The following is a 21,816-nucleotide window of genomic DNA, read 5'->3' as shown; positions in this document are numbered from 1 at the left end:
GCTACGCTCAAGTATGGGTCTTGCCTGGCTTCTTGTTCCCGCTGGAGTCGCCGCCGTGTGAACAAGTTGCTAAAAATCAACAATGAAATATTACATAGCCTTAAAAATAAGAAATAAAAAACAGCTGCAATTTGCGAAGAAATTAGTAAAAAAGGTTCAAATCGTTGACGATTTGAACCTTTTAAATTAATAATAGATTAATTTTCTTGTAATTTGTTGCGAAGTACCATTTGAAGGATACCGCCGTGACGGTAGTAGTCGATTTCTACTTCAGAGTCGAAGCGAACAAGTACTTCGAATTCTTTCTTGTTACCATTTTCGTCTGTTGCAGTTACTTTCACGATATCGCGTGGTTTTACATTTTCATCAATATGAACGTGAATCACTTCTTTACCTGTTAAACCAAGTGTTTCAGCGTTTTCACCTGCTTTAAATTGAAGCGGTAAGACGCCCATTAACACGAGGTTGGAACGGTGAATACGTTCGAAGCTTTCTGCAATCACTGTTTTGATTCCTAATAAATTCGTACCTTTTGCCGCCCAGTCACGGGAAGATCCCATTCCATAATCTTTACCCGCCAAGACGACAAGACCCGTACCGTTTTCTTTGTACTTCATGCACGCATCGTAAATAGACATCACTTCGCCAGTTGGCCAGTAAGTTGTATAGCCACCTTCTGTACCTGGTGCAATTTGGTTACGAATACGGATGTTCGCAAACGTACCGCGCATCATCACTTCGTGGTTACCACGACGAGATCCGTACGAGTTGAAGTCACGAATCTCTACACCTTTTTCACGTAAATATTTTCCTGCTGGCGTATCTTTACCGATCGCACCGGCTGGAGAAATGTGGTCGGTTGTGACAGAATCTCCGAATTTACCAACGACACGTAACCCTGTTAATGGTTTTATTTCGTCAGGATTCGCTGATAATCCTTCGAAGAACGGTGGATTTTGAATGTAAGTTGAATTTTCATCCCATTTGTAAAGTGGCTCATTACTTGTTTTAATTGAGTTCCAACGTGGATTGTCTTCAAATACGCGTTCGTATTCTTTACGGAATAATTCCGGTGTAACTGTACGTTTCACAACATCTTTAATTTCATCTGTTGTTGGCCAAATATCTTTGAAGTACACGTCGTTACCGTCTTTATCTTTACCGATTGGATCGTTCAATAAATCAATATCAACCGTACCCGCTAATGCATAAGCCACAACTAACGGTGGTGATGCTAAGTAGTTCGCTTTTACAAGTGCATGAATACGGCCTTCAAAGTTCCGGTTACCAGAAAGAACAGATGTCACAAGTAAATCGTTTTCGGCAATGGCTTTTTCGATTTCTTCTTTTAATGGACCGGAGTTACCGATACATGTTGTACAACCATAACCAACGAGGTTGAAACCGATTTGCTCTAAATATGGTAGTAAGCCAGAATCACGTAAGTAACCAGTAACAACTTTAGAACCTGGTGCTAGTGATGTTTTGACATATTTCGGTACTTGAAGTCCTTTTTCTACCGCTTTTTTCGCGACTAATCCAGCACCTAGCATAACGTATGGGTTAGAAGTGTTCGTACAGCTAGTAATGGCCGCAATAGCAACCGCACCTGTTTTCATTTTCACTTCGTCGCCATCGTTAAATTTTACAACAACTTCTTTATCAAGTTCAGATTTATCTAATCCGAAACCTTGGTTTCCTACTGGTGCGCTAATGGCGTCATGGAATGCTTTTTTCATTTGAGAAAGCGGAATTAAGTCTTGTGGACGCTTTGGACCAGATAGGTTTGGCTCAATTTCGGATAAGTTGATTTCAACTACATCTGTGTAAATAGGCTCTTCATTATCAGGAGTGAAGAACATGTCGTTTTCTTTTAAGTATTTTTCTACTAAACGTAAGTGCTCTTCAGGACGACCTGTGAGACGTAAATAGTCTAAAGATTCATTGTCAACTGGGAAAAATCCACAAGTTGCTCCGTACTCAGGTGCCATGTTTGCTACAGTCGCTCGGTCAGCAAGTGGTAACGTTGCTACCCCCGGTCCGAAGAACTCAACGAATTTACCAACTACGCCTTTTTGACGAAGGACTTGCGTCACTTTTAACGCTAAATCTGTAGCCGTTGCACCGTTTGGAAGTTCCCCTGTTAGTTTGACCCCGATCACTTCAGGAATTGGGAAGTAGGATGGTTGACCAAGCATTCCAGCTTCAGCCTCAATACCACCGACACCCCATCCTAGTACACCGATACCGTTAATCATTGTTGTATGGGAGTCTGTACCGACGAGCGTGTCAGGATATGCTTCGAAATCACCCTCAGTTGTTTCAACGGCATGTACTACATGAGCTAGATATTCTAAGTTTACTTGGTGTACAATTCCTGTTGCTGGTGGAACCGCACGATAGTTTTTGAACGCTTTTTGCGCCCAGCTTAAGAATTGATAGCGTTCAGCATTGCGCTCGAATTCAAGTTCCATGTTTGCTTCGAGTGCATCTGGAGTACCGTATTTATCAACTTGAACGGAGTGGTCAATAACGAGATCTACTGGAATTTCTGGATTGATTTTATCTGGGTCTCCTCCCATATCTGCCATTGCTTTACGTAAAGACGCTAAGTCAACGACCGCCGGAACCCCAGTGAAGTCTTGTAAAATAACGCGAGAAGGTTTAAATGGTACTTCAGCCCCTTTTACTTCTTCAGAACCCCATTTTGCCAGATTTTCCACATGTTCTTTTGTAATCACACGTCCGTCCATTTGACGAAGAACAGATTCTAGTAGCACTTTAATGGAATATGGCAAGCGAGAAATTTTTGCCACTCCTGCTTCTTCTAACGCTTTTAAACGATAGTAGTGATAGCGTTTGCCTTCTAGATCAAATGAAGCACGAGCGTTAAACACATCATTTTTTGCCATCTTACTTCCCCCTCTATTGAATAATGCTTTCGTGCTGTCCGAAAAGTTTGATTTATCCTAACTTTTCTCACATTTCCATCTTAATACAAGATGTGACATAAGTAAATAACAAGAAAGTTATTGCATTTGATAAGTTCGGCTTATGGTATATCTCGTATTTTCTCATTTTGCTTATAAATATTAATCATCTTGCGGTTTGAAAGGATATTTTTGTTTCCATACTTCTAGAAGGGCATTATTGCAAAAAAATATTTGCTGTCGAATCATTGGAGCTGTGATTATTTTGAACGAAATTATCTCAAACTACCCGTAGTATAGGGGGTGATAAGATGGCCAAACGAAAAGCCAATCATATTATCGAAGGGATGAATGCAGCGAAGGCACAAGGAAAAGGGGCTGGTTATAACGAGGAATTTGCCAATGAACCGTTAACGGAAGCTCAGCGGCAAAACAATAAAAAGCGAAAGAAAAATCAATAAATGATATTTGAGTGTTATGTTTAAGAGGACTTTCCTTTTCTCTGATTTTGTTTGACAGTACAGTAAAATAGCTTGTAGACTATTTAGACAAGTCTACAAGCTGTTTGATAATAAGAAAAGAATTTTCAACTTTCGGGGGAATCTGGATGTAACAAAGCGTGTACATAACCCGAAATCAGATTGAAATGGTAGCGGTTAGTGAAAATTACGGTTTAAAGTTTTTGTTCATTTTTTGCATAAAATGTATATAAGAAAATAAATGAGTTCGATAAGATTTGTTTAATCATATAAGTGAGGTGCTTTGTTATGAGTATAAAATTCGAAAATCTTCCTAAATTCATTCAAATACGGTTAAACAAACTTAAAGAATATCAGGGAAAACCGCTCGAACATCCATTAACAGAGCCAATTGATATCTGGTCTTTAGATGCAAAACGACTTTTCCCGGATTCACCTTCTCTTCAAAAAGATTTTAATGAGATCAAAAAACAAGAACTTTCCAAAAGAAAAAACCTCTAAATGACAAGAATTTAGAGGTCCTTTAGGAAATATCCGATGGATTATTGTTCATTATTAACCTCTTCAACGATTTGCTGGAGATCCGAACGGAATTTTTCTAATTGCACTCGTTGATGCTCACTTGCTACCTCTAATGCATTTTCGATTTGCTGATACGCCTCATTTACTTCTTGTTTTAAATGTTTTAATTGTTGACCATAGCTTGCATCATCTCGAACGATCTGGTTAAATACATCTTTTGCTTCCTCATAACCTTGTTGTGCGGCTTGGAATGCTTGTTGTTTATTTTTATGATAAGGCATGATGAATACAGCTCCTTCATGATGTTCTACCATTGATAGTATGAACAAGAACTGATTGGACTATACCGAATAAGAACTCACTTTTTGTTAACACTATACAAGAGGAGGGATCCATTATGAATCGAAACAACGCAAAAGATATGCGAAAAAACGCACCTAAAGGGGAACAATCTGGCCAACCTGCGCCATTAGATGGTTCACACAAAGTAAAAAATCGAAATCACACGAAGCAAAAAAAACATGCTGGTCATGATATGTAAGGCCACACTCGGTTATCCAATAACCGAGCTTTTAATTTAAAGGCTATGTTATATGTCATTGTTGAATTTGATAATTAAACATTACGCTTGTGGCGGACGCTTTCCGCGGGCAAGCCGCAAGCCGCTTCCCTCGCTACGCTCAAGTATGGGTCTTGCGGCTTCTTGTTCCCGCTGGAGTCGCCGCCTTTCGCTTCATGTGAATAACTTTCTAAACAGTATTGTTAACAGACATTTATACCAATTGTCATTGGCACATCAAAGAATGAAAAAACAGTAAAAGTATCCACAGTTATTTTAGAGTAGAGCCAATTAAAAAAACACACTTATTTTTCTTATAAATACGTCTTAAGTTAATCATTTTTTTGGTCATTCACTTTTTACCAGATGTAAACGATGAAACCATTGATCTACCAACGAACGAATCTTTGTTTCACCAGCAGGATGATACGTTATAATCCAGCACGTTGCGGGGCCGCATGATGCATGGATATCTAGATCTGTATCGATTTCAATTATTTTCATGCCATTCATGTTCGCAAGCATGTTTGTTTCATAAAAAATCCCTTTTGAACCAATCGGGATAAGTTCATAAACTTCTTCCAGCGCTATGATAGGTTGAAAAAGTTGAAGAGGAGCAATTTGTTCTTGATGATTCAACACATCCGGACCAACTAACGGTGTCCCGATCACCGCCCATTGTGCATCAGGAGGAGTTTGAGCGATTTTTTTGCTTTCTATTTCCACTTCTCCCCCTGCTAGAAAACCGACCGCCGATTGCTCAAAAGAAAAATTACTTTCCGTACTTCCAGTAACAGGGATATGGTCAATATGTAATTCTTTTAACGTTCTTTTTACCCCTTTCATCAGTGACATCCAATGATCATCACCACAAAAATTGTAAACCACCGCAAACAATGGCTTAGCACCTGTCGATAAGCATTCAAGCATCGCTACTCTCATCCCGAAATAGCCGATCGTTTCATAATCTACTTTTACTGCATCTTTTTCCTTTAATCCAATCCCGCCAGTATTATCTGTCGCTAAGACGAGCTCTTTATTTTGAGCTAATGGCAAAAACAATACATCTCTCATGCTTTTACTTCTCCCCTGCCCACTTGATTTAACCACCCTGTAAGCCGTGGAATAAGCAAATAAGTCAAGAACAAGTTAATTATTGAACCGATCATCAATGCCGGAACAACCGCACTGTAAAAAGCTTTTCCAAGGATAAAATAAAATGGTAAAGGAGCGACGATACTGTTTCCTATGAAGAAAACAATAGCGGCCAGCCATTTTCCCCATTTCTTATACAACAAACCGAACAACCAGACTAAAATTCCCATTTCAACACCAATTAACAAATGAAAGAAACCTAATGGAAAACCCGCAGTCATGGCCGATAACAAATGTCCAAAACATCCGACAGCTCCTCCAAACACACTCCCAAAGAAAACCGCTGCTACGAGTGCTGGCAACGTATCAAGCGCAATACTTCCAAGAACAACAGGAATTTTGATCATCGCACCTAATACAGCTAATCCAAGAAACACGGAAAATTGCGCCCATTTTCTCATGTTTACTCTTCCTTTCTCTTTTCTTTACGAAATACAACGGCACTGCGGACATACTCAACATCTTTTACATTTGACCGAAAATTGATGACTCTCGCTAACACAAAAAAATAATCAGATAATCGATTTAAATATTTTAAAGCCAGTTGAGGAACAGGGTCGCCTGTTTTTATTAATTTCACCACTAAACGCTCTGCTCTTCTCGTCACCGTTCGGGCAATATGAATAGAAGCAGCAACTTTTGTGCCGCCGGGTAAAATAAATCTTTCTAGCTTTGGCGTTTCGCTTATATATTGATCAATTTTTTTCTCTAATGCGGTAACATATTCTTCTTTCAATTTGTATTCACGTTTCTTTGACACGTTAGCTAAATCATGCCCGCAGTCAAACAATTCATGCTGGACATTAACCAAATCGGCAATAATATCTTCAAACTTTTCTCGATCAAGCTCTGCAATAGCCTGACCAACAAAGCAGTTCACCTCATCGACGGTTCCATATGCTTCGACACGGACATCATCTTTATCTACACGTGCACCAATAATACTCGTTTTCCCTTCATCACCGGTTCTTGTATAAATGATCATCTTGATTCTCCTCCTCATTTTTTAATCGCTGCTCGAGCCCATACCAAATAACTGATACGGTGTTGCAGTATCGAACCAATTCTTGATAGGCCCATCCGGTGTAGTCGCGCCATGTTCTTTCCAGTGGATCAATCGGAACAATTCCTTTCGTTACATCCGTTCCTATCCAAATAACGGTTCTTTCATCTTCACTTTCCCACTTTCGCCAAGTATCGAGAAATGCACACCATGTTTGTCTTGGAAATGAAGGATGATTGTTAACAAATGCTTTTTTGATATATTGCTCAACCCCTTCCAGTACGACAATAGAAGAATGAGAGAAACACTGCTCCCATGATGCAATCTCGGGATTAGCCGTATACATCGACCGCCAATCAATATCTTCTCCATATTTTTGTTTTACCCATTTCCGTTTTCCGTTGAAGGCACCTCCTTTAACGAAATGCACCTTTCTCCCCTCCTAAACGAATCAAGATTCTTCCATACAAATTCATATCCTGCTCCATGATGAACTTTCCAATCCCAAAATGACTTTTGTTCAGGATGAAACTGCGTAAGCCAATATCTCAAAACGCCTCCGTGCGAGACGATCGCTACACGGAAAACCTCTTTTTCTATCATAAACTGATACAATCGATCGATCACACCGTTCATTCGATGGCGAAAATCAGCGAATGTTTCACCGCCAGGAGGCTGAGTTATTTCGGGGTTGGCTACCCACTCTTTATATAGGGGGTCGCTTTGTAAATCTTCAAATGTATGATTCTCCCATTCTCCAAAATTCAACTCACGCAGGTCCTTCCAATAATGAATCGTTTGATTTGGAAAATATATGTTGGCTGTCTCCGTACAACGTGCCAAATCACTGGAGATGACGGTGTCATAATGAGGGATTTTAGATTTCGTTTTGAACAAACATTCCATTCCCTTTTGACATATAGGGGGATTACTCCAGCCTACATACCTTTTGGAAACATTGGCTTCTGTTAGGCCATGACGTAATAAGAGCACAACCACAGAACGATCCATAACATCACTTCTCCCCCTTCGATACTCGCGCCAATGATGTCACCTGTGATTCCGCCGAAATGTTTCATAATAAATCGGTAAGTAAAAATCAACCAAAGTATAAAAGTAAATACGAGCCACCAATAGATGAAAAAAGCTTCCTTCACAAACGAATAGATAATGATAGAAAAAACGAAAACATACATAGGATAGACAATCAGATTTTGTTTTCCGACTCCATTCTTAAAAAAAACCGCCATTCCTTCCTCACGTGCGGGTTTACCCATGACAAGTAAATACCCTGCTCCAATCCTAGAAAGAAAAGGAATGGAAATCATGATAAATAATAGCTTTACGTCAATCCGGGCGATCGTTTCATACATCACAAAAAATTTTGCCGACAACAAGAGGATAACGGATAATACGCCAAATGCCCCCACTCTCGGGTCTTTCATAATATCTAAACGCTTTTCCCGATCACGATATGAAAAATAGGCATCACTGCAATCAATCCAGCCGTCAACATGAATGCCTCCGGTCAACAAAATACTAGTTAAAAACACAATAAAAGTGACAGCCAGTATGGAAAAAGGACTCCAAACACTTAACAAATAGAGTAGCCCCCAAAGGATCAAGCCAATGAAAAGACCGATAAGAGGAAAGGATTGGATCATCCTTTTTTTCGTTATGCTTTGTATAGGGATCGACCGATGGATCGGAATGGCTGAAAAAAACTGAAGAGCAAGCAAAAAACCGTTTTTCGCATCCTGTAGCGCCTTTTTCACTTTGTCTAACCCTCTTTCCCCGTTGCCAACTTGACGATCTCATCTATGTTCACGTACGTCCGAATATGGTCCGCAAGGCGATCATACTGTTTATCTTTTTTTGCTGTAATTAAGAGCGTTTTTTGTTCTGGAAGGCCTTTTTTACGCCGAAGTTGATTCAGCCAAAAGGTTCTCCATTCATCATTGTGGAATAGATGATGGACATATGTTCCGATCACAGCCCCATCTTCACGGATCCATCCATCGGCCGCTTGACCATTTTCATCAAAAAGAAAAGGAGAAAATCGCTCATCTTCTCGCATTTTTTGCGTAATGCCTGTATGAATTTCGTAACCGGCTATGGTGACTGTGGGGTGGGTCATCCCCTTTATCCTCTTTGTCTTCTTTTCATTGAAAAAAATCGTTTGAACTGGAAGCAACCCGATTCCTTCCGTTTCAGGCCCATGTACCCCACTGTCCGCTCCATATGGATCTAATAGTTTTTCCGAAAGCATTTGATAGCCACCGCAAATGCCAACGACGGTTCCACCGTTTTGCACATATTGAACAAGTGCTTGATCCAACTCTCGTTTTTTTATCGTTTGTAGATCGTGAATCGTACTTCTTGTCCCTGGAATGATCACTGCGTCTGGATGTCCAAGTTGATCAACATGGTCCACCCAGCGAATCGCCACATCTTCTTCAAATAGAAAAGGCTCTACATCTGTAAAATTCGAAATATAAGGATGACGAATAACGGCAATGTCAAGAAAATGATCATTTAATACTTTTGTTCGAATCGATAATGAATCTTCTCCATCAATTTGGTGATCGTCTAAGTAAGGGAGCACCCCAAGCACTTTGATCCCTGTCTGTTTTTCAATCCATTCTACACCGCTTTGAAAAAGGCTGATATCTCCTCGAAACTTATTGATAATCACACCTTTAACTCTCTTTCTTTCGTGAGGTTCTAACAATGCAAGCGTCCCGACAATGCTTGCAAATACTCCCCCTCTTTCAATATCTGTCACTAAAATGACCGGGACATCCATAAGTTCGGCGACTTTCATATTGACAAGATCTCGATCTTTTAAGTTCACTTCCACAGGACTTCCTGCTCCTTCAACGACAAGAAGATCGTATTCGTTACTTAACTCATTTAATGCGGTTTGTATGACCGATAATCCTTTCTCATAAAAGTCATTACGATAGTCTTGTCCAGAAAACGTGTCATAGCTTTTCCCAAATAATACGACTTCTGAATGTGTGTCATTTCTCGGTTTTAATAAAATCGGATTCATATAAACCGTTGCTTCTGTTCGGGCGGCTTCAGCTTGTATTCCTTGGGCGCGGCCAATTTCCTTTCCATCAAAGGTGACATACGAATTATTGGACATATTTTGTGATTTAAACGGCGCAGTTTTATATCCTAAATCGGAAAAAATCCGGCAAAAACCCGTTGTAATAAAGCTTTTCCCTACATTCGAAGCCGTCCCATGAATCATAATCCCTTTCACCATCATCATCCCTTCATTTTTAGCGCGATTCCTGTTTCTACAAGAAATGCTGTATCTGCTCGATTGACTATTTTTTGATGCAAGAGGCCAATCATCCTCTGATAGGCAAACACATACGGGTCATCAAGGTTTCCATCGTGTAATAGTTCATTGGAGACAAGAATGAACGTATGGACACGAGCAGAAAAAGCATCAATGGTATTCATTACCTTTAAAACTGTACTATTCATAAAAGCTTCGCTAGTTGATGGTGGAGAACATTCAAATTGATGAAAACAAACATTGCCCATCCATGTCGTAAGACAATCTAAAAGAATTACATCTTCCTTTCCAAAATTCGAAATCAAATGAAAATTTGGATGGGGAAATTCCCATGTTTTCCATGGCATCGGGCTTTTTTCTCGTGCTAAGCGGTGAAGGGTAATACGTTTTCTCATTTCGTCATCAGTTCCTTCACTTGTCGCAATATAATGTAGATGGAGCTGATGTTCACTCGCTATTTCCACCGCCAACTGTTCGGCAAACGAGCTTTTTCCGCTCCGCACACCGCCAGTAACAAATATCATCACTTTGCCTTCCACTCCCTTAACGTACTGAGCTATCAATCATTTTCTTCTTTCTTCCGAACAGCAGCGCGAGCTTTTTTAGGAATTACTTCAACTTTTGCTTTCATTAATCATGTCTTTTTTCTACTAGTAGGAAATAAAAAACGACATCTCCTACATAAAAAGGGAGATGTCGTTATATTCAGTAAAATAGCCAATAAATGGCTACGATTCGGCATCAAACAGGCGAACCGCCTTCCAACGACACCTCCCTATCCTCGTAGGTAAAATGGTGTCTAGAAAATGGGCAGGTCTCCTGGCTCATGGTCATCGCATCCTATACCTTCCCATGCAAAATGCATAGTGGTCTCTTATAGGATGCTCTCCATTCACAGTGGCGGGACCGCGTTGGATTTTCACCAAACTTCCCTTTTAAGCTGTCTTTCTAACAGCACCCATTTTCCATTCCCTATGTAATTGTCTTTTTTCAACATTATACGTAATAAAGGGGGACTTGTATATAAATAATAATTCTAATTCAAAACTTTTCGGTATGTTTGATCATCACAAGGTTTTGATTTATAGGGTTAAATCCCTTTCTTTTGTCTTCACGCTTCCCTGTTGGAAACCAGATTTTCCTCTTTAACTACTTTTTTATATTTATTTTAAAATAAAAATTTGGGTGCGTGAAATTATTTATTGGTAGAAGAAGTTGTTTTTCTTTTTATTTTCGTTTCCTCGTAGTATAATATTTTTCGTGATTCGAAATAGTTTTTGAGAGGAGTTATTTTATGCAGTGTGATGAGACGCGACTTTGGACGAAGTCGTTTACTTTATTAGTTCTTGGGAACATGTTTGTGTTTATGAGCTTTCAAATGTTGTTGCCGACATTACCACCGCAAGCGAAAGAAATTGGTGCCTCTCCGTTAGAAGTTGGACTGGTCACATCTTTATTTACGTTTGGAGCTGTATTGATTCGTCCGTTGATTGGATTTCTTTTAGGTAGTTCTAAACGAAAATGGATGGTTGTTGTTGGAGCTACCGCCCTACTCCTCCTTACCTTTTCATATATGTATGCCGCTATGATCGGATTGTTTTTATGGTTGCGACTTCTTCATGGATTCGCTTGGGGGTGGTCAACGACAGCGAACGGCACAGCAGCTGTTGAACTTGTCCCATCCAAACGAATCGGTGAAGGCATGGGATATTTTGCATTATCAATGACTGTGGCTATGATTGCTGCACCAAGTTTAGGAATCATTTTGTACCAAAATTGGGGATTTGAAACATTAATTTGTGTCGCAAGTGTAATTGGGCTTGTTGCCGTTCTTATTTTAACAAGTGTTCATTACGAAACGCCTGAATCTGTTCTTCAAAACAAGCTCCAGTGGAAAAAGTTCTCGTTTTTTCGTGTAATGATTGAACGAAATGGTACTTATCCAGCATTCATTACCTTTTTAGCTGCATTTGGATATGGTACGATCGTGACGTTTATTGTTATTTTTGGAAATGAGAGAAACATTGATCAAATATTCCTATTTTATTTATTTAATGCCCTCACCGCAATAGTCGTTCGTCCATTCACAGGCAAATGGTTTGACCGCCGAGGTCCTTGGCTTTTAATGATGATATGCTCTATGTTAACATTTACTGGACTTTGGACGCTTTCTTATACGAATTCGGTCGAATGGTTAATATTATCTGGTGTATTATTCGGTCTTGGTTATGGTTCCATGATGCCCGCTCTACAAGCATGGGTCATATCAAAAACCATCCCCGAACGTCGCGGGGTTGCTAACGGGATGTTTTATTCTGCCATTGATTTAGGAATTGGCGTCAGTTCTTTATTTTTCGGTTTCATATCTTCTTACATTAACTTAATGACCATCTTTCAACTATCAAGTATTTGTTTTATCATAGTCTATATCCTTACTTGGAACGATTGGCGTAAACAAAAGTCCAAAGCACCAACATCCAGTTCCTTTCAATCGTATACATTGTAATGACAGGGGTTTTCCCCTGTTATTTTTCATCAATTACTTGGATGCGTGAAATTATATTAGTCTTATTTTTAGTGGCTTTTGTCTTTCTAAATAATTTGGCTACGTGAAATTAAAAAATTAGACATTCCATCTGGAACCATTTAATCATTTTTTTCCTTATGATTGAAAATGGTTGTTCGAACCTCACTTTTTCCTTCCGAGTGAATATGATGAATAAAAGTAAAGCTTACTAATCAGAGCTATAAATGGAGGATTTTCAAATGGCAGAACGTAAAGAACATGCCGTTACGGATAATCTTGAAGCTTGGTTTGAACAATTATTTAAAGATCCTTATACATCTTATCTTGATTGTACAGAATTTCAAGTGGACCTTTTTGAAACACAGCATTCTATTATTGTTGAGGCGTGGTTAAAAGAGTTGGAAGTTGATGAAATCGAAATTGTTCGTGAAAATTCGACATTGTTTATCCACTTATATAATCACGAGCAAAATTGTAAACGTTCTCGGCAAATTGAGTTTCCCTTTACATTAACGAATCGAGTTCTTTCTACAAAATTAGAACAATCCATATTAGAAATCACCATCAGCAAAGCATCCTCCTCTTCCCCACATTCAGCTATATATCGTTTACAACGAAAAAAATAATGCTTAAAGTGAACTTGAAAACATGAACTCTAGTCATAATTCAAAATTTTGCAACATTCATTTAAAAAATAGGTAAAAACTACTACAAAATTGATTTGCAACATCATTTGTTTATGGTATCTTTATAAATGGAAAAACATATAATAGAGAACGAGGGAGAGTTCCTTATGGAGACTCCCATCGTATGATGTTGACTCGCTAGCGCGTCAATAAAAAACCGAGAGTGCGGGCACACTCTCGGCAGGCAAAGGTTGATTCTTCGGAATCGGCCGATAGACAACTTGCTATAGACCTTTCCTCACGGGCATTAAGGGAGGTCTATTTTTTTTGGTGAAAGGACAACACCACTACCACTAAAGAACTAAATGAAATCATTAACATTAATGATTCGAAAATGGACATCAGCTCACCCCCTTTCGGTACATGGTGAGGGGGTAGCCGACCTCCCCTAATGGTATACCTTTGCTTGTCTATATTTTACCATAATTAAACAGAAAATAGAAAACACGTTCGTATATATTTAAAAATAAGTCTTTTTTACTTAACGAATGAAAGCAAGGTTTCACAAAACTTTCGGGAACAAACCCGGACATAAAACGGACCATCAGAAAAACGTGGGTTTCCGATCCATAATGTTTCTTCGTCTATGATTACGTACGAAAGTGGATGCTCTGTCAATATCCACTCAAAACGAGGATGTCGATCAGATAATTGTTCTTGTGCCACGATGGTCCAATTCATTCGTTCATTTTTTTCTTGAATGTATTGAATAAAATCCATTGGAAAACTTTCCCCCTTCCCAATGGAAAGGACGACGGATTGAGCGGTACATAGCTCATGAAGAAATCGACTTTTCCCTTCTTTCCCCCACCATTGAAGTTTTTCAGTGGATAGTTGTGACATGGATGATAGTTGTTTTCTTACTTGCACCCATGTTTTTGTTTTTCCATAAGACATTAAGGACTGAAGAATCGGTTGTGATCGACTAGCTTTTTCTAAAAATTTGACATCACTCATTAAAATACATTTTCCGCGCGATCGAGTTAAAGCAACGTTGATCAATCGGTCGCTTTTAGAGCCCGTTAACATACGGCTTATATATCCATGTCCTTCTCCATCTACCGTATCAAAAAAAAGAACGTCTCGTTCTGAACCTTGATATTTATGAACAGTTGCCGCTAAAACATGGAGATTTCCCTGTTCTTCTTGCTCCTCTAAAAATGAAGATACAAGTTTCGTTTGGGCACGATATGGAGACACGTATCCAATAGACGTATGATTTTTTTTCGCTTGTTCAATCCAAGTAAGAGAAAGAAGGGCCGAAAGTAAATGATAGCGGGATGCTTTGTGTCTTCCTCCCCATATCCCCATGTCCGAATGGTCAACTAAACAAAATGAGGACTTTGGAAAAGGTGCTTTTTCTGTAATTTCTCCCCTTTTTGCTCCTATTGATGGATCATCCGTTACTTGTCCTCCATACATATAATGATTTGTAAAAGCGGAAATGTCAGGGTGCATCCTTCGTTGAACCGTTAACATATATAAATGAGGATGGCTCTTTCCTTGATCCACCACATTAACAACTCCTGAATGGTGGAAGATGTCTTCTTTTAGCCATTTTTCAACGAGTGGATGATTCGATAAAGCAATGGGTGGCAATTGTCGAAAATCACCACATACAATGATTCGTTTTCCGAGTGATGACGCAAAAGCGATTTGAGGAACGTATGCCATACTAGCCTCATCAACTAGAACGATGTCATACGTTCGGTTATAAATCATAGGATCAACAGCTGCTTTCGATAACGTCGTCCCAATGATTTTAGCCTCTTCCATTACTTTTTCCTCTTCTTTTTTCCATTGATCTCTTAGTTGTAATAGTTGTTTGTCGAGTCGTTTCAAATCATTGACAGAGGCTAGTCCTTTTGTCATTTGGACCATAAGCTTCGCACGTTCTTCTGTAAGTGCTTCCTTTTTTGTTACCCAGTCAGGATACGCTTGCCGAACGAGATGGTCTACACTTATGGCGGGATTCGTCTGCCTTAGTTTCTGGCCAACCACACCATATCGTAATAGGTGTCCTTCTTCGTATCCACGATATTTTTTGGTTAACCTGCTAATTTCTTCTATAATCACATCTACCGCTTGATTGCTATGTGCTAAAATTAGAACCGACTGATTTTTCATATATTTTTGTAGGGCAATTCGAGCTAACGCATACGTTTTCCCTGTTCCAGGCGGTCCCCATATAAACGTAACCGGATTATATTTTGAACGAACAGCTAGCTCATGGATATGGTGTTTAAACGTTTTGTTAGGTGTACGATCTAAGGAAGGTGGAAACAATATGTTTTTTACCCTACGAAGCTTTTTCTTCGATGAAGGAATTTCTTTTATTCGTTGACGCAGTTTTTCTAAAAGCTCCCAAGGTTCCGCAACTAGTTCAGCTTCCGCTACTTCTTCGCCAACATACCCATTCAAATGAAGAATGACTTCTCGTTCAAGGAAAGATAATACCGTTCCATAACATGAAAGTTCACCTATTACAAGACGAACAGGTGCCCCTTCTAACAACATCGCACCGTTCGGACAGGTAAATGAATAGGTTGCATGTTCCACTTCTTGATGGATACAACGTCCATTCTCTACATCTATACCCTTTCCCCCAATTGTTTTTATATAGTTGATTTCCTCTTTTAATGCTATAAGCCATTCACGAAATATTTCTTTCATTAGTCAATCTCCTTTAGGATATCAATACGATTATACAAATCTAGCTTCCTGTTTCAAAGGACATCCAAAATACAAAACGACTTTCCATCAAAGAAAAGTCGTTTTGTTATCTTTTCTTATTTAAGAAGATTCAGAGTTTACCTTAAAGCCTTTCCCTAGTAGTAAGTAGTTCATATAAACCATAGGTTTTCTTGATAATAGAAATACGATCAGCCAAGCAAGAACAAAAAGTAAATAATATTGTTCAGAATGTTTAATCCATACAAGTAAATCTGACTCACGAACGAGTTTTACAATAAACATATGACATAAATAAATAATAAACGTAACTGATCCAATTTTGGTGATTGCTAATTTATTTGACGGAACAATGGAAAGGAAGCTAAAAGTAGCCATCCCCATTACAAGGTAAGCAAAAAGTCGATACGCGAATCCATACGTTTCCGATCCATCCATAATTTCTGTATATGGATCGCGACCGTATAGCCAGTGTCTCCATTCAATATCACCATAGAACCATACAACGATGAACAATGTCATGAATACGATGGAAGATATAATTGTATACGGCCTCATTTTAAGCCAGTCGAAATGTCTTTTTTCTAACAAGTGACCTAAGTAGAAAAACGGAAAAAAGAAAAAGGTTCTTGATAAACTAAACCACTCATTAACATCTTCCAAATAACCAACGATTAAAGATAGAGTAATAGCGAACAAAAAACCATATTGGAATTTCCGGAAAAATGGAAGCATAATATTCCAACAGAACATACTAATCAAAAACCAAAGCGCCCATCTTGGGGTTAATAATGAAAATTCAACATCATCCCCAAACATCGACTGATAATAAATGGTGTAAATGATTTGAAATATAAAATATGGAATTAAAAATTTTTGTACAAGCTTCCAGATATCTTTATGCGATTTTATCGTTTTTGAAAAGTATCCAGCGACTAAAACAAAAGCGGGCATATGAAATAAATAGATAAACAAATAGATGGAAGCAACCCATTCACTTTCATAAATGATTTTTGAAAGAATGTGACCGAAAACTACTAAAATGATGAGGATGGCTTTAACGTTATCAAAGTAAGGTTCTCTCGACATGTATTCACCCATCCTTTAATAATATTAAGCTTTTTAATCATCAATGAAAATAGTAACAAAACCAGCTGCTGAAACCAGCAAATTCAATGATATATAATGAAAAATTTATTGTCAAATCATTTTTAACATCAGAATGTAATAAATGTTATATAAATAAAAAAGACCAAGTCCTCAGCGATTGGTCTTACTGCTTTCTATTCGAAAAAATATTTTATAATAAGGCTCTACCCTAAAATAACTGTGGATAACTTTTACTGTTATTTCATTCATCGATGTGCCAATGTCAATTGGCATGAATGTCGACGATACTGTTGATATGTATACATTTCGCTTGTGGCGGACGCTTTCCGAGGCAAAGTGCAAGCCGCTTCCCTCGCAACGCTCAAGTAATGGTCTTGCTTGTCTTATTGTTCCCGCTGAAGTCGCCGCCGTGTGAACAACTTGCTAAAAATCAACAATGAAATATAACATAGCCTATAATAATATATCTTTATGATGCTCATTGATTAATTGAACATATACAGGACCATCTTCCCCTAATGTGTACGCATAAAACACGTTGTTCACATCATTCACTCCTTTATTCCTTAATTGTTCCATTAACCACTCATTGGACCGATTGAGCTTTTTTAATTGTTGATGCTGAATCTTCCCTTCCAATATGAGCGAAATCGGCAATGGCTGAGAATCTTCGGAAGAATGAAGTAAATATTTAGAAAGGGGCGCGTATTCAGGCTTTGGTATCACACTCATATTTCCATTAGGTTCTAAAATCGCATATTCTATTTGGTCGACTGAAGGAAATCCCGCAGTCCGAATAGCAGATAACAGTTCAGATAATGGGTAGCGTTGTTTTTTTAAGTTTGAAATATTAATTTTCCCATGCTGAATAAATTCAACGGGATTCCCGATAATAAATTTGGTCAGACGATTGATTAAATTTAATTTAGAAATGACTAAATGGACGATAACTAATGCAATGATCGCGATGCAAGCTTTTTTATATGAATGAATGGTAATAGGTGCACACGCGATGTACGCTAAAAAAATGATAGCCCCAAAATCGTGTGGCGTTAATTGAGCTAATGCAGTTTTGCCTAAAAGTCGAATGGATGTAATATATAAAAGAAACATCCCGATGACCAACAATAAAAACTTCACATGAATCGTCTCCTTAGTCACTTGTTCCTATTTCATTGTGAACGTAATACGTAAAGAACATACGCCTTTTCATGCAAATTTAATAATTGCCTGTGGCCCGTTCTTATTTGAATGCATAAAAACAGCCGAGAGTCAATTCTCTCGACTATGATTGCGAGTTTTTTATAACCCTTCAAATGAATCAGATATTTTTTCATTAGCTTGCCTGCTTTTTTGAAGGAATGGTAGCTAGCTTCTCTAAATCCTTTCTGGCTGCCCGAACAAACGATACACCTAATATCCATGTGAGGAATAGAAGCGGGAAACCAGCAACGATACTTGCCGTTTGAAGAGCTGAAAGTCCTCCTATATACATCAATGTAACCGGTAATAACGAAAGCGCAAATGCCCAAAATAATCGATTCCAACGGAGTGGTTCATCGTCGACTTTTTTCTGAACAACTGAAGCTAAAATGTATGAACCGGAATCGAAGGTGGTAGATAGGAAAATAATGGCCAATAAGAGAAAGACCGGAATTACCAGTTCACTTAGTGGCAATTGGCTAATCGTTCCAATAATCGCTGCTGGAGCCCCTTGTTCTTGTAGGACTTGCACAACGGAATATTGTCCAGTTAGTTCTAAATATAATCCAAAGTTACCTAAAATACCGAAAAATAGTACACAACCGATTGTTCCGTAGAAAATCGTCCCTAGAATGATTTCTTTCACAGTACGTCCTGCTGATATTTTGGCCACAAATAACCCGATAAATGGAGCATAAACAAGCCACCATGCCCAATAAAATACGGTCCATCCTTCTGGGAATCCTGTCCGTTCGAACGGGCCTAAATTATTGAATGGCTCTAACCAAGTACTCATCCGAAAGAAATGGTCAAATAAAATCCCCAGACTAGAAACGGTAGTCTCTGCCATAAATATAGTTGGTCCTACCACAAAAATAAATGCCAATAGACCGATGGATAACCATAAATTTACGTCACTTAATACTTTAATCCCTTTACGTAATCCAGAATATGAACTAATTGCAAAAACAACAGTACATACGAATAGAATAATGGTTTTCATTGTCATTGATTCTTCTAGTCCGGTCATTTTATTCAACCCGGATGCGATTAGCGGTGTCCCCATCGCTAATGTCGTACCTGCTCCACCTAATAGTCCAAACATAAAGAGGATATCGATGACTTTTCCTGCCCAACCGTCCGCATAACGCCCAATGACCGGACGGCACGCTTCACTAATTTTTAAAATCGGCCGTTTTTTCTTGTAATAAAAATAAGCAATGGGTAAGGCTGGTAAACAATAAATCGCCCACGCAATTGGTCCCCAATGGAACATTCCATACGTTGCTGCCCACTTGATTGCTTCTTGTGACATCGGTTTGGCGCCAAATGGCGGTGATGTATAATAGTACGCCCATTCAATGGTTCCCCAATACAAAATGCTTGATCCGATCCCTGCACAAAACATCATCGCTGCCCAAGATGCTGTAGAAAATTCAGGATCTTGATTTCCCATTTTAATTTGACCATATTTACTGAACGCTATATACATTAAAAAGATAAAAACAACTAGCCCCATCACTAAATATAAAACGCCAAAATTTTCGGTGATCAAACGATTTAACGATAGGACAAATGCCTCTCCTTGTTCAGGAAAAAGAATAAGTGGAATCGTAACTCCAAATAAAATTACTAAAGCACCAATAAAAGTTGGCCAATCGATTAAATATTTCATGTTTAGTCCACACTCCCCCTTTTAAACTGATTTATAGTATATAGCGGTAAATAATGGTGATAATTAACAAGGGCATACATGGGGCATTGATTTAAAATGGGGCGTCAAACAACTATTACCCATCTTCCCGCAATTTGAAACATATTATTTAAATTTTTTATTTCTAATTTTAGATGATTCCAAAAATGATAGAATAAGGTATTCTTATAATGAAAGCAAAAGACCCCACTTTAGAAAATCAATAATCTTGAGCAAAGAACATGAAAAAAGGTAAGCAGCCATACGAATGGTTGCTTACCTTTTTAAATGGGCGCTGTTAAACGGTACTGATGATATGTATACATACATTACGCTTGTGGCGGACGCTTTCCGCGGGCAAGCCGCAAGCTGCTTCCCTCTCTTCGCTCAAGTATGGGTCTTGCCTGGCTTCTTGTTCCCGCTGAAGTCGCCGCCGTGTAAATAACTTGCTAAATATCAACAATGACATATAACATAGCCTTTAAAATAAAGATGGTACATGCATCTATAAAGTTAAAATGATTGGTTCATGTTCCGTAATGACAATGGTATGTTCTTTTTGAGCAACAAGGCTTTGATCGGGAGTTTTGTATGTCCAGCCATCTCCCGATTCAACGACCATCTCTGCCTTCAAGGAAACGAAAGGCTCAAAAGCTATAACCATCCCATTTTTTAATAACTGTTGGTCCCAAGGGTCGTAATAATTTAAAATATGTTCAGGTGCCTCATGCAAGGAGCGGCCGATACCATGACCTGTTAAATTTTTGATAACATGAAAGCCTAATCTCCTTGCTTCATTCATCACCGCTTTTCCGATTTGATTTTGTTTTTTTCCCGCTTTTGCTTTCTCAAGTCCTTTTTGAAACACTTGATCTGTGGCCTGTAACAACTCTTCAATTTTAGGGCTTCCTTTTCCAACTAAAAATGAAATACCGGTGTCTGCGTAAAATCCGTTATAAGAACCAGAAACATCGATATTCACTAAATCCCCTTCCTGAATGACTCGATCTCCGGGAATCCCATGGGCCACTTCATCATTTACACTAATGCATGTAAAACCCGGAAAATTGTAGTCTTTTTTCGGCCCGCTTTCAGCTTCGTATTGTTTAAATAACTTCCCAGCTAATTCATCTAATTCTTTTGTTGTAATTCCAGGCTCAGCCGCCTCTTTCATCTCATCTCGAATTCGGGCCACAATTTGCCCAATCGTTTTCAATTGATCCAATTCATAATCTGACTGAATAATCATTGCCATCTTCCTTTACTTATTTCATTCCAATAAATAATCATAACGAAACCTTTTCCAAATGAAAAGGGATACCTCTTTTTCATTTCTCATATATATGTATAAACGAAAAGAATGTTCGGAGGTGGTTCAACTGGTTTTACAATGGTTTATCTCCATAGGATTTATTGTTATTTTACTACTTGTCATTGCATTTATTTTTTTCTTTTTAAAGAAAAATTTGCCACATACTGATGCTAAAACGATTGATCCATATGAAGAACATGATTTCCCCACGGATGACTCAAAAGACTTGTAAAATTCTCGAAAAAGGCGGATACCTAAGGACAAGCGTGGATACAACATTATGTACCCTGTCATACGATAGGATAGGATAGACAAAAGAAAGGGTTTAAATATATAAAAACCATCCTTCAAAAATCCCCCCCTCACAATTCCTTTCTTTTTTTTCTATCCATCAATCCCTTAAGAAGGATGTAAGCTATTTATTAATAGCTTTCACTCACTGTTCCTCCTTTCATCAACAACTGGGCATTCACACCTGATGGATTCAGGTGTGTTTTTTTTAAGGCTATGTTATGGACGCAAAATTATTTTTGTCAAACGACATAGATTTCTGAAGGTTACTTAAAAAAAACTCAGTTAAACGAAACTTTTGATATTTATACATTACGCTTATGGCGGACGCTTTCTGCGGGC

The 21,816-nt window shown here is 38.5% G+C and carries 21 protein-coding genes and 1 riboswitch; of the genes, 5 read left to right on the top strand and 16 right to left on the bottom strand.

Annotated elements, in window-relative coordinates; all coding sequences use genetic code 11:
- Nucleotides 1-197: 197 nt before the first annotated feature.
- A complete protein-coding gene (gene acnA, locus ABES52_RS07075; RefSeq protein WP_429650330.1) occupies nucleotides 198-2,912 on the bottom strand; it encodes an aconitate hydratase AcnA in 2,715 nt (904 codons plus the stop codon).
- Between the two features lie 329 nt (nucleotides 2,913-3,241).
- Here acnA and sspO point away from each other — a divergent pair, with 329 nt between their 5' ends.
- On the top strand, nucleotides 3,242-3,391 hold the full coding sequence (gene sspO, locus ABES52_RS07070) for a small acid-soluble spore protein SspO (protein WP_429650328.1): 150 nt from the start codon (nucleotides 3,242-3,244) through the stop codon (nucleotides 3,389-3,391).
- A 560-nt stretch (nucleotides 3,392-3,951) separates the two neighbouring features.
- On the opposite strand, the gene ABES52_RS07065 is transcribed toward sspO, so the two are convergent.
- On the bottom strand, nucleotides 3,952-4,212 hold the full coding sequence (locus ABES52_RS07065) for a hypothetical protein (RefSeq protein ID WP_429650326.1): 261 nt from the start codon (nucleotides 4,210-4,212) through the stop codon (nucleotides 3,952-3,954).
- Between the two features lie 116 nt (nucleotides 4,213-4,328).
- On the opposite strand from ABES52_RS07065, the gene ABES52_RS07060 reads away from it, so the two are divergent.
- Complete coding sequence (locus ABES52_RS07060) at nucleotides 4,329-4,472, top strand: small acid-soluble spore protein P (protein ID WP_429650324.1); 144 nt, start codon at nucleotides 4,329-4,331, stop codon at nucleotides 4,470-4,472.
- A 366-nt stretch (nucleotides 4,473-4,838) separates the two neighbouring features.
- Here the strand turns inward: ABES52_RS07060 and ABES52_RS07055 are convergent, their stop codons facing one another.
- The 8 genes from ABES52_RS07055 to ABES52_RS07020 are packed head-to-tail and all read right to left on the bottom strand — an operon-like array spanning nucleotide 4,839 to nucleotide 10,485.
- On the bottom strand, nucleotides 4,839-5,564 hold the full coding sequence (locus tag ABES52_RS07055) for an AIR synthase related protein (protein WP_429650322.1): 726 nt from the start codon (nucleotides 5,562-5,564) through the stop codon (nucleotides 4,839-4,841).
- On the bottom strand, nucleotides 5,561-6,046 hold the full coding sequence (locus tag ABES52_RS07050) for an ECF transporter S component (protein ID WP_429650320.1): 486 nt from the start codon (nucleotides 6,044-6,046) through the stop codon (nucleotides 5,561-5,563). The genes ABES52_RS07055 and ABES52_RS07050 overlap by 4 nt, the downstream gene beginning before the upstream one ends.
- A 2-nt stretch (nucleotides 6,047-6,048) precedes the next feature.
- Complete coding sequence (locus ABES52_RS07045) at nucleotides 6,049-6,630, bottom strand: cob(I)yrinic acid a,c-diamide adenosyltransferase (RefSeq protein WP_429650318.1); 582 nt, start codon at nucleotides 6,628-6,630, stop codon at nucleotides 6,049-6,051.
- Nucleotides 6,605-7,078 (bottom strand): bifunctional adenosylcobinamide kinase/adenosylcobinamide-phosphate guanylyltransferase, encoded by a 474-nt coding sequence (locus ABES52_RS07040; protein WP_429650316.1) that lies wholly within the window; start codon nucleotides 7,076-7,078, stop codon nucleotides 6,605-6,607. Before ABES52_RS07040 ends, ABES52_RS07045 begins: the two co-directional genes overlap by 26 nt.
- On the bottom strand, nucleotides 7,030-7,659 hold the full coding sequence (locus ABES52_RS07035; protein WP_429650314.1) for a histidine phosphatase family protein: 630 nt from the start codon (nucleotides 7,657-7,659) through the stop codon (nucleotides 7,030-7,032). Before ABES52_RS07035 ends, ABES52_RS07040 begins: the two co-directional genes overlap by 49 nt.
- Nucleotides 7,617-8,423, bottom strand: coding sequence for an adenosylcobinamide-GDP ribazoletransferase (gene cobS, locus ABES52_RS07030; protein WP_429650312.1), 807 nt, complete (start codon nucleotides 8,421-8,423; stop codon nucleotides 7,617-7,619). Before cobS ends, ABES52_RS07035 begins: the two co-directional genes overlap by 43 nt.
- Nucleotides 8,424-8,428: 5 nt before the next feature.
- Nucleotides 8,429-9,919, bottom strand: a complete 1,491-nt coding sequence (locus tag ABES52_RS07025; protein ID WP_429650334.1) for a cobyric acid synthase — start codon at nucleotides 9,917-9,919, stop codon at nucleotides 8,429-8,431.
- A 5-nt stretch (nucleotides 9,920-9,924) separates the two neighbouring features.
- Complete coding sequence (locus tag ABES52_RS07020) at nucleotides 9,925-10,485, bottom strand: bifunctional adenosylcobinamide kinase/adenosylcobinamide-phosphate guanylyltransferase (protein ID WP_429650310.1); 561 nt, start codon at nucleotides 10,483-10,485, stop codon at nucleotides 9,925-9,927.
- 268 nt (nucleotides 10,486-10,753) lie between these two features.
- Nucleotides 10,754-10,938: riboswitch (cobalamin riboswitch) on the bottom strand.
- A 317-nt stretch (nucleotides 10,939-11,255) separates the two neighbouring features.
- Between ABES52_RS07020 and ABES52_RS07015 the strand changes: the two genes are divergently transcribed.
- The gene (locus ABES52_RS07015; protein WP_429650308.1) at nucleotides 11,256-12,467 is read left to right on the top strand and encodes an MFS transporter; all 1,212 of its coding nucleotides are present in this window, start codon (nucleotides 11,256-11,258) and stop codon (nucleotides 12,465-12,467) included.
- A gap of 260 nt (nucleotides 12,468-12,727) precedes the next feature.
- Nucleotides 12,728-13,114, top strand: coding sequence for an Hsp20/alpha crystallin family protein (locus ABES52_RS07010; protein ID WP_429650306.1), 387 nt, complete (start codon nucleotides 12,728-12,730; stop codon nucleotides 13,112-13,114).
- Nucleotides 13,115-13,432: 318 nt separating this feature from the next.
- Here the strand turns inward: ABES52_RS07010 and ABES52_RS07005 are convergent, their stop codons facing one another.
- From ABES52_RS07005 to map, 6 genes are all read right to left on the bottom strand, one after another.
- Nucleotides 13,433-13,516 (bottom strand): putative holin-like toxin, encoded by an 84-nt coding sequence (locus ABES52_RS07005; RefSeq protein WP_429650332.1) that lies wholly within the window; start codon nucleotides 13,514-13,516, stop codon nucleotides 13,433-13,435.
- 135 nt (nucleotides 13,517-13,651) lie between these two features.
- Nucleotides 13,652-15,847 carry a DEAD/DEAH box helicase gene (locus ABES52_RS07000; protein WP_429650304.1) on the bottom strand — a complete coding sequence of 732 codons (2,196 nt, stop codon included), beginning with the start codon at nucleotides 15,845-15,847 and terminating at the stop codon, nucleotides 13,652-13,654.
- A 120-nt stretch (nucleotides 15,848-15,967) separates the two neighbouring features.
- Nucleotides 15,968-16,954 (bottom strand): acyltransferase family protein, encoded by a 987-nt coding sequence (locus ABES52_RS06995; RefSeq protein WP_429650302.1) that lies wholly within the window; start codon nucleotides 16,952-16,954, stop codon nucleotides 15,968-15,970.
- A gap of 474 nt (nucleotides 16,955-17,428) precedes the next feature.
- A complete protein-coding gene (locus ABES52_RS06990; RefSeq protein ID WP_429650300.1) occupies nucleotides 17,429-18,115 on the bottom strand; it encodes a YetF domain-containing protein in 687 nt (228 codons plus the stop codon).
- Between the two features lie 196 nt (nucleotides 18,116-18,311).
- Complete coding sequence (locus tag ABES52_RS06985) at nucleotides 18,312-19,853, bottom strand: BCCT family transporter (protein WP_429650298.1); 1,542 nt, start codon at nucleotides 19,851-19,853, stop codon at nucleotides 18,312-18,314.
- Nucleotides 19,854-20,376: 523 nt separating this feature from the next.
- Entirely contained in the window at nucleotides 20,377-21,120 is a 744-nt protein-coding gene (gene map / locus ABES52_RS06980) for a type I methionyl aminopeptidase (RefSeq protein WP_429650296.1), read from the bottom strand.
- A gap of 121 nt (nucleotides 21,121-21,241) precedes the next feature.
- On the opposite strand from map, the gene ABES52_RS06975 reads away from it, so the two are divergent.
- Nucleotides 21,242-21,415: a hypothetical protein gene (locus ABES52_RS06975; RefSeq protein WP_429650294.1), complete on the top strand. Its 174-nt coding sequence runs from the start codon at nucleotides 21,242-21,244 to the stop codon at nucleotides 21,413-21,415.
- Nucleotides 21,416-21,816: the final 401 nt, after the last annotated feature.

The sequence above is a fragment of the Aeribacillus pallidus genome (assembly GCF_050478865.1).
GTDB lineage: Bacteria > Bacillota > Bacilli > Bacillales > JACDOC01 > JACDOC01.
This window is presented reverse-complemented; position numbering and strand designations above follow the sequence as displayed.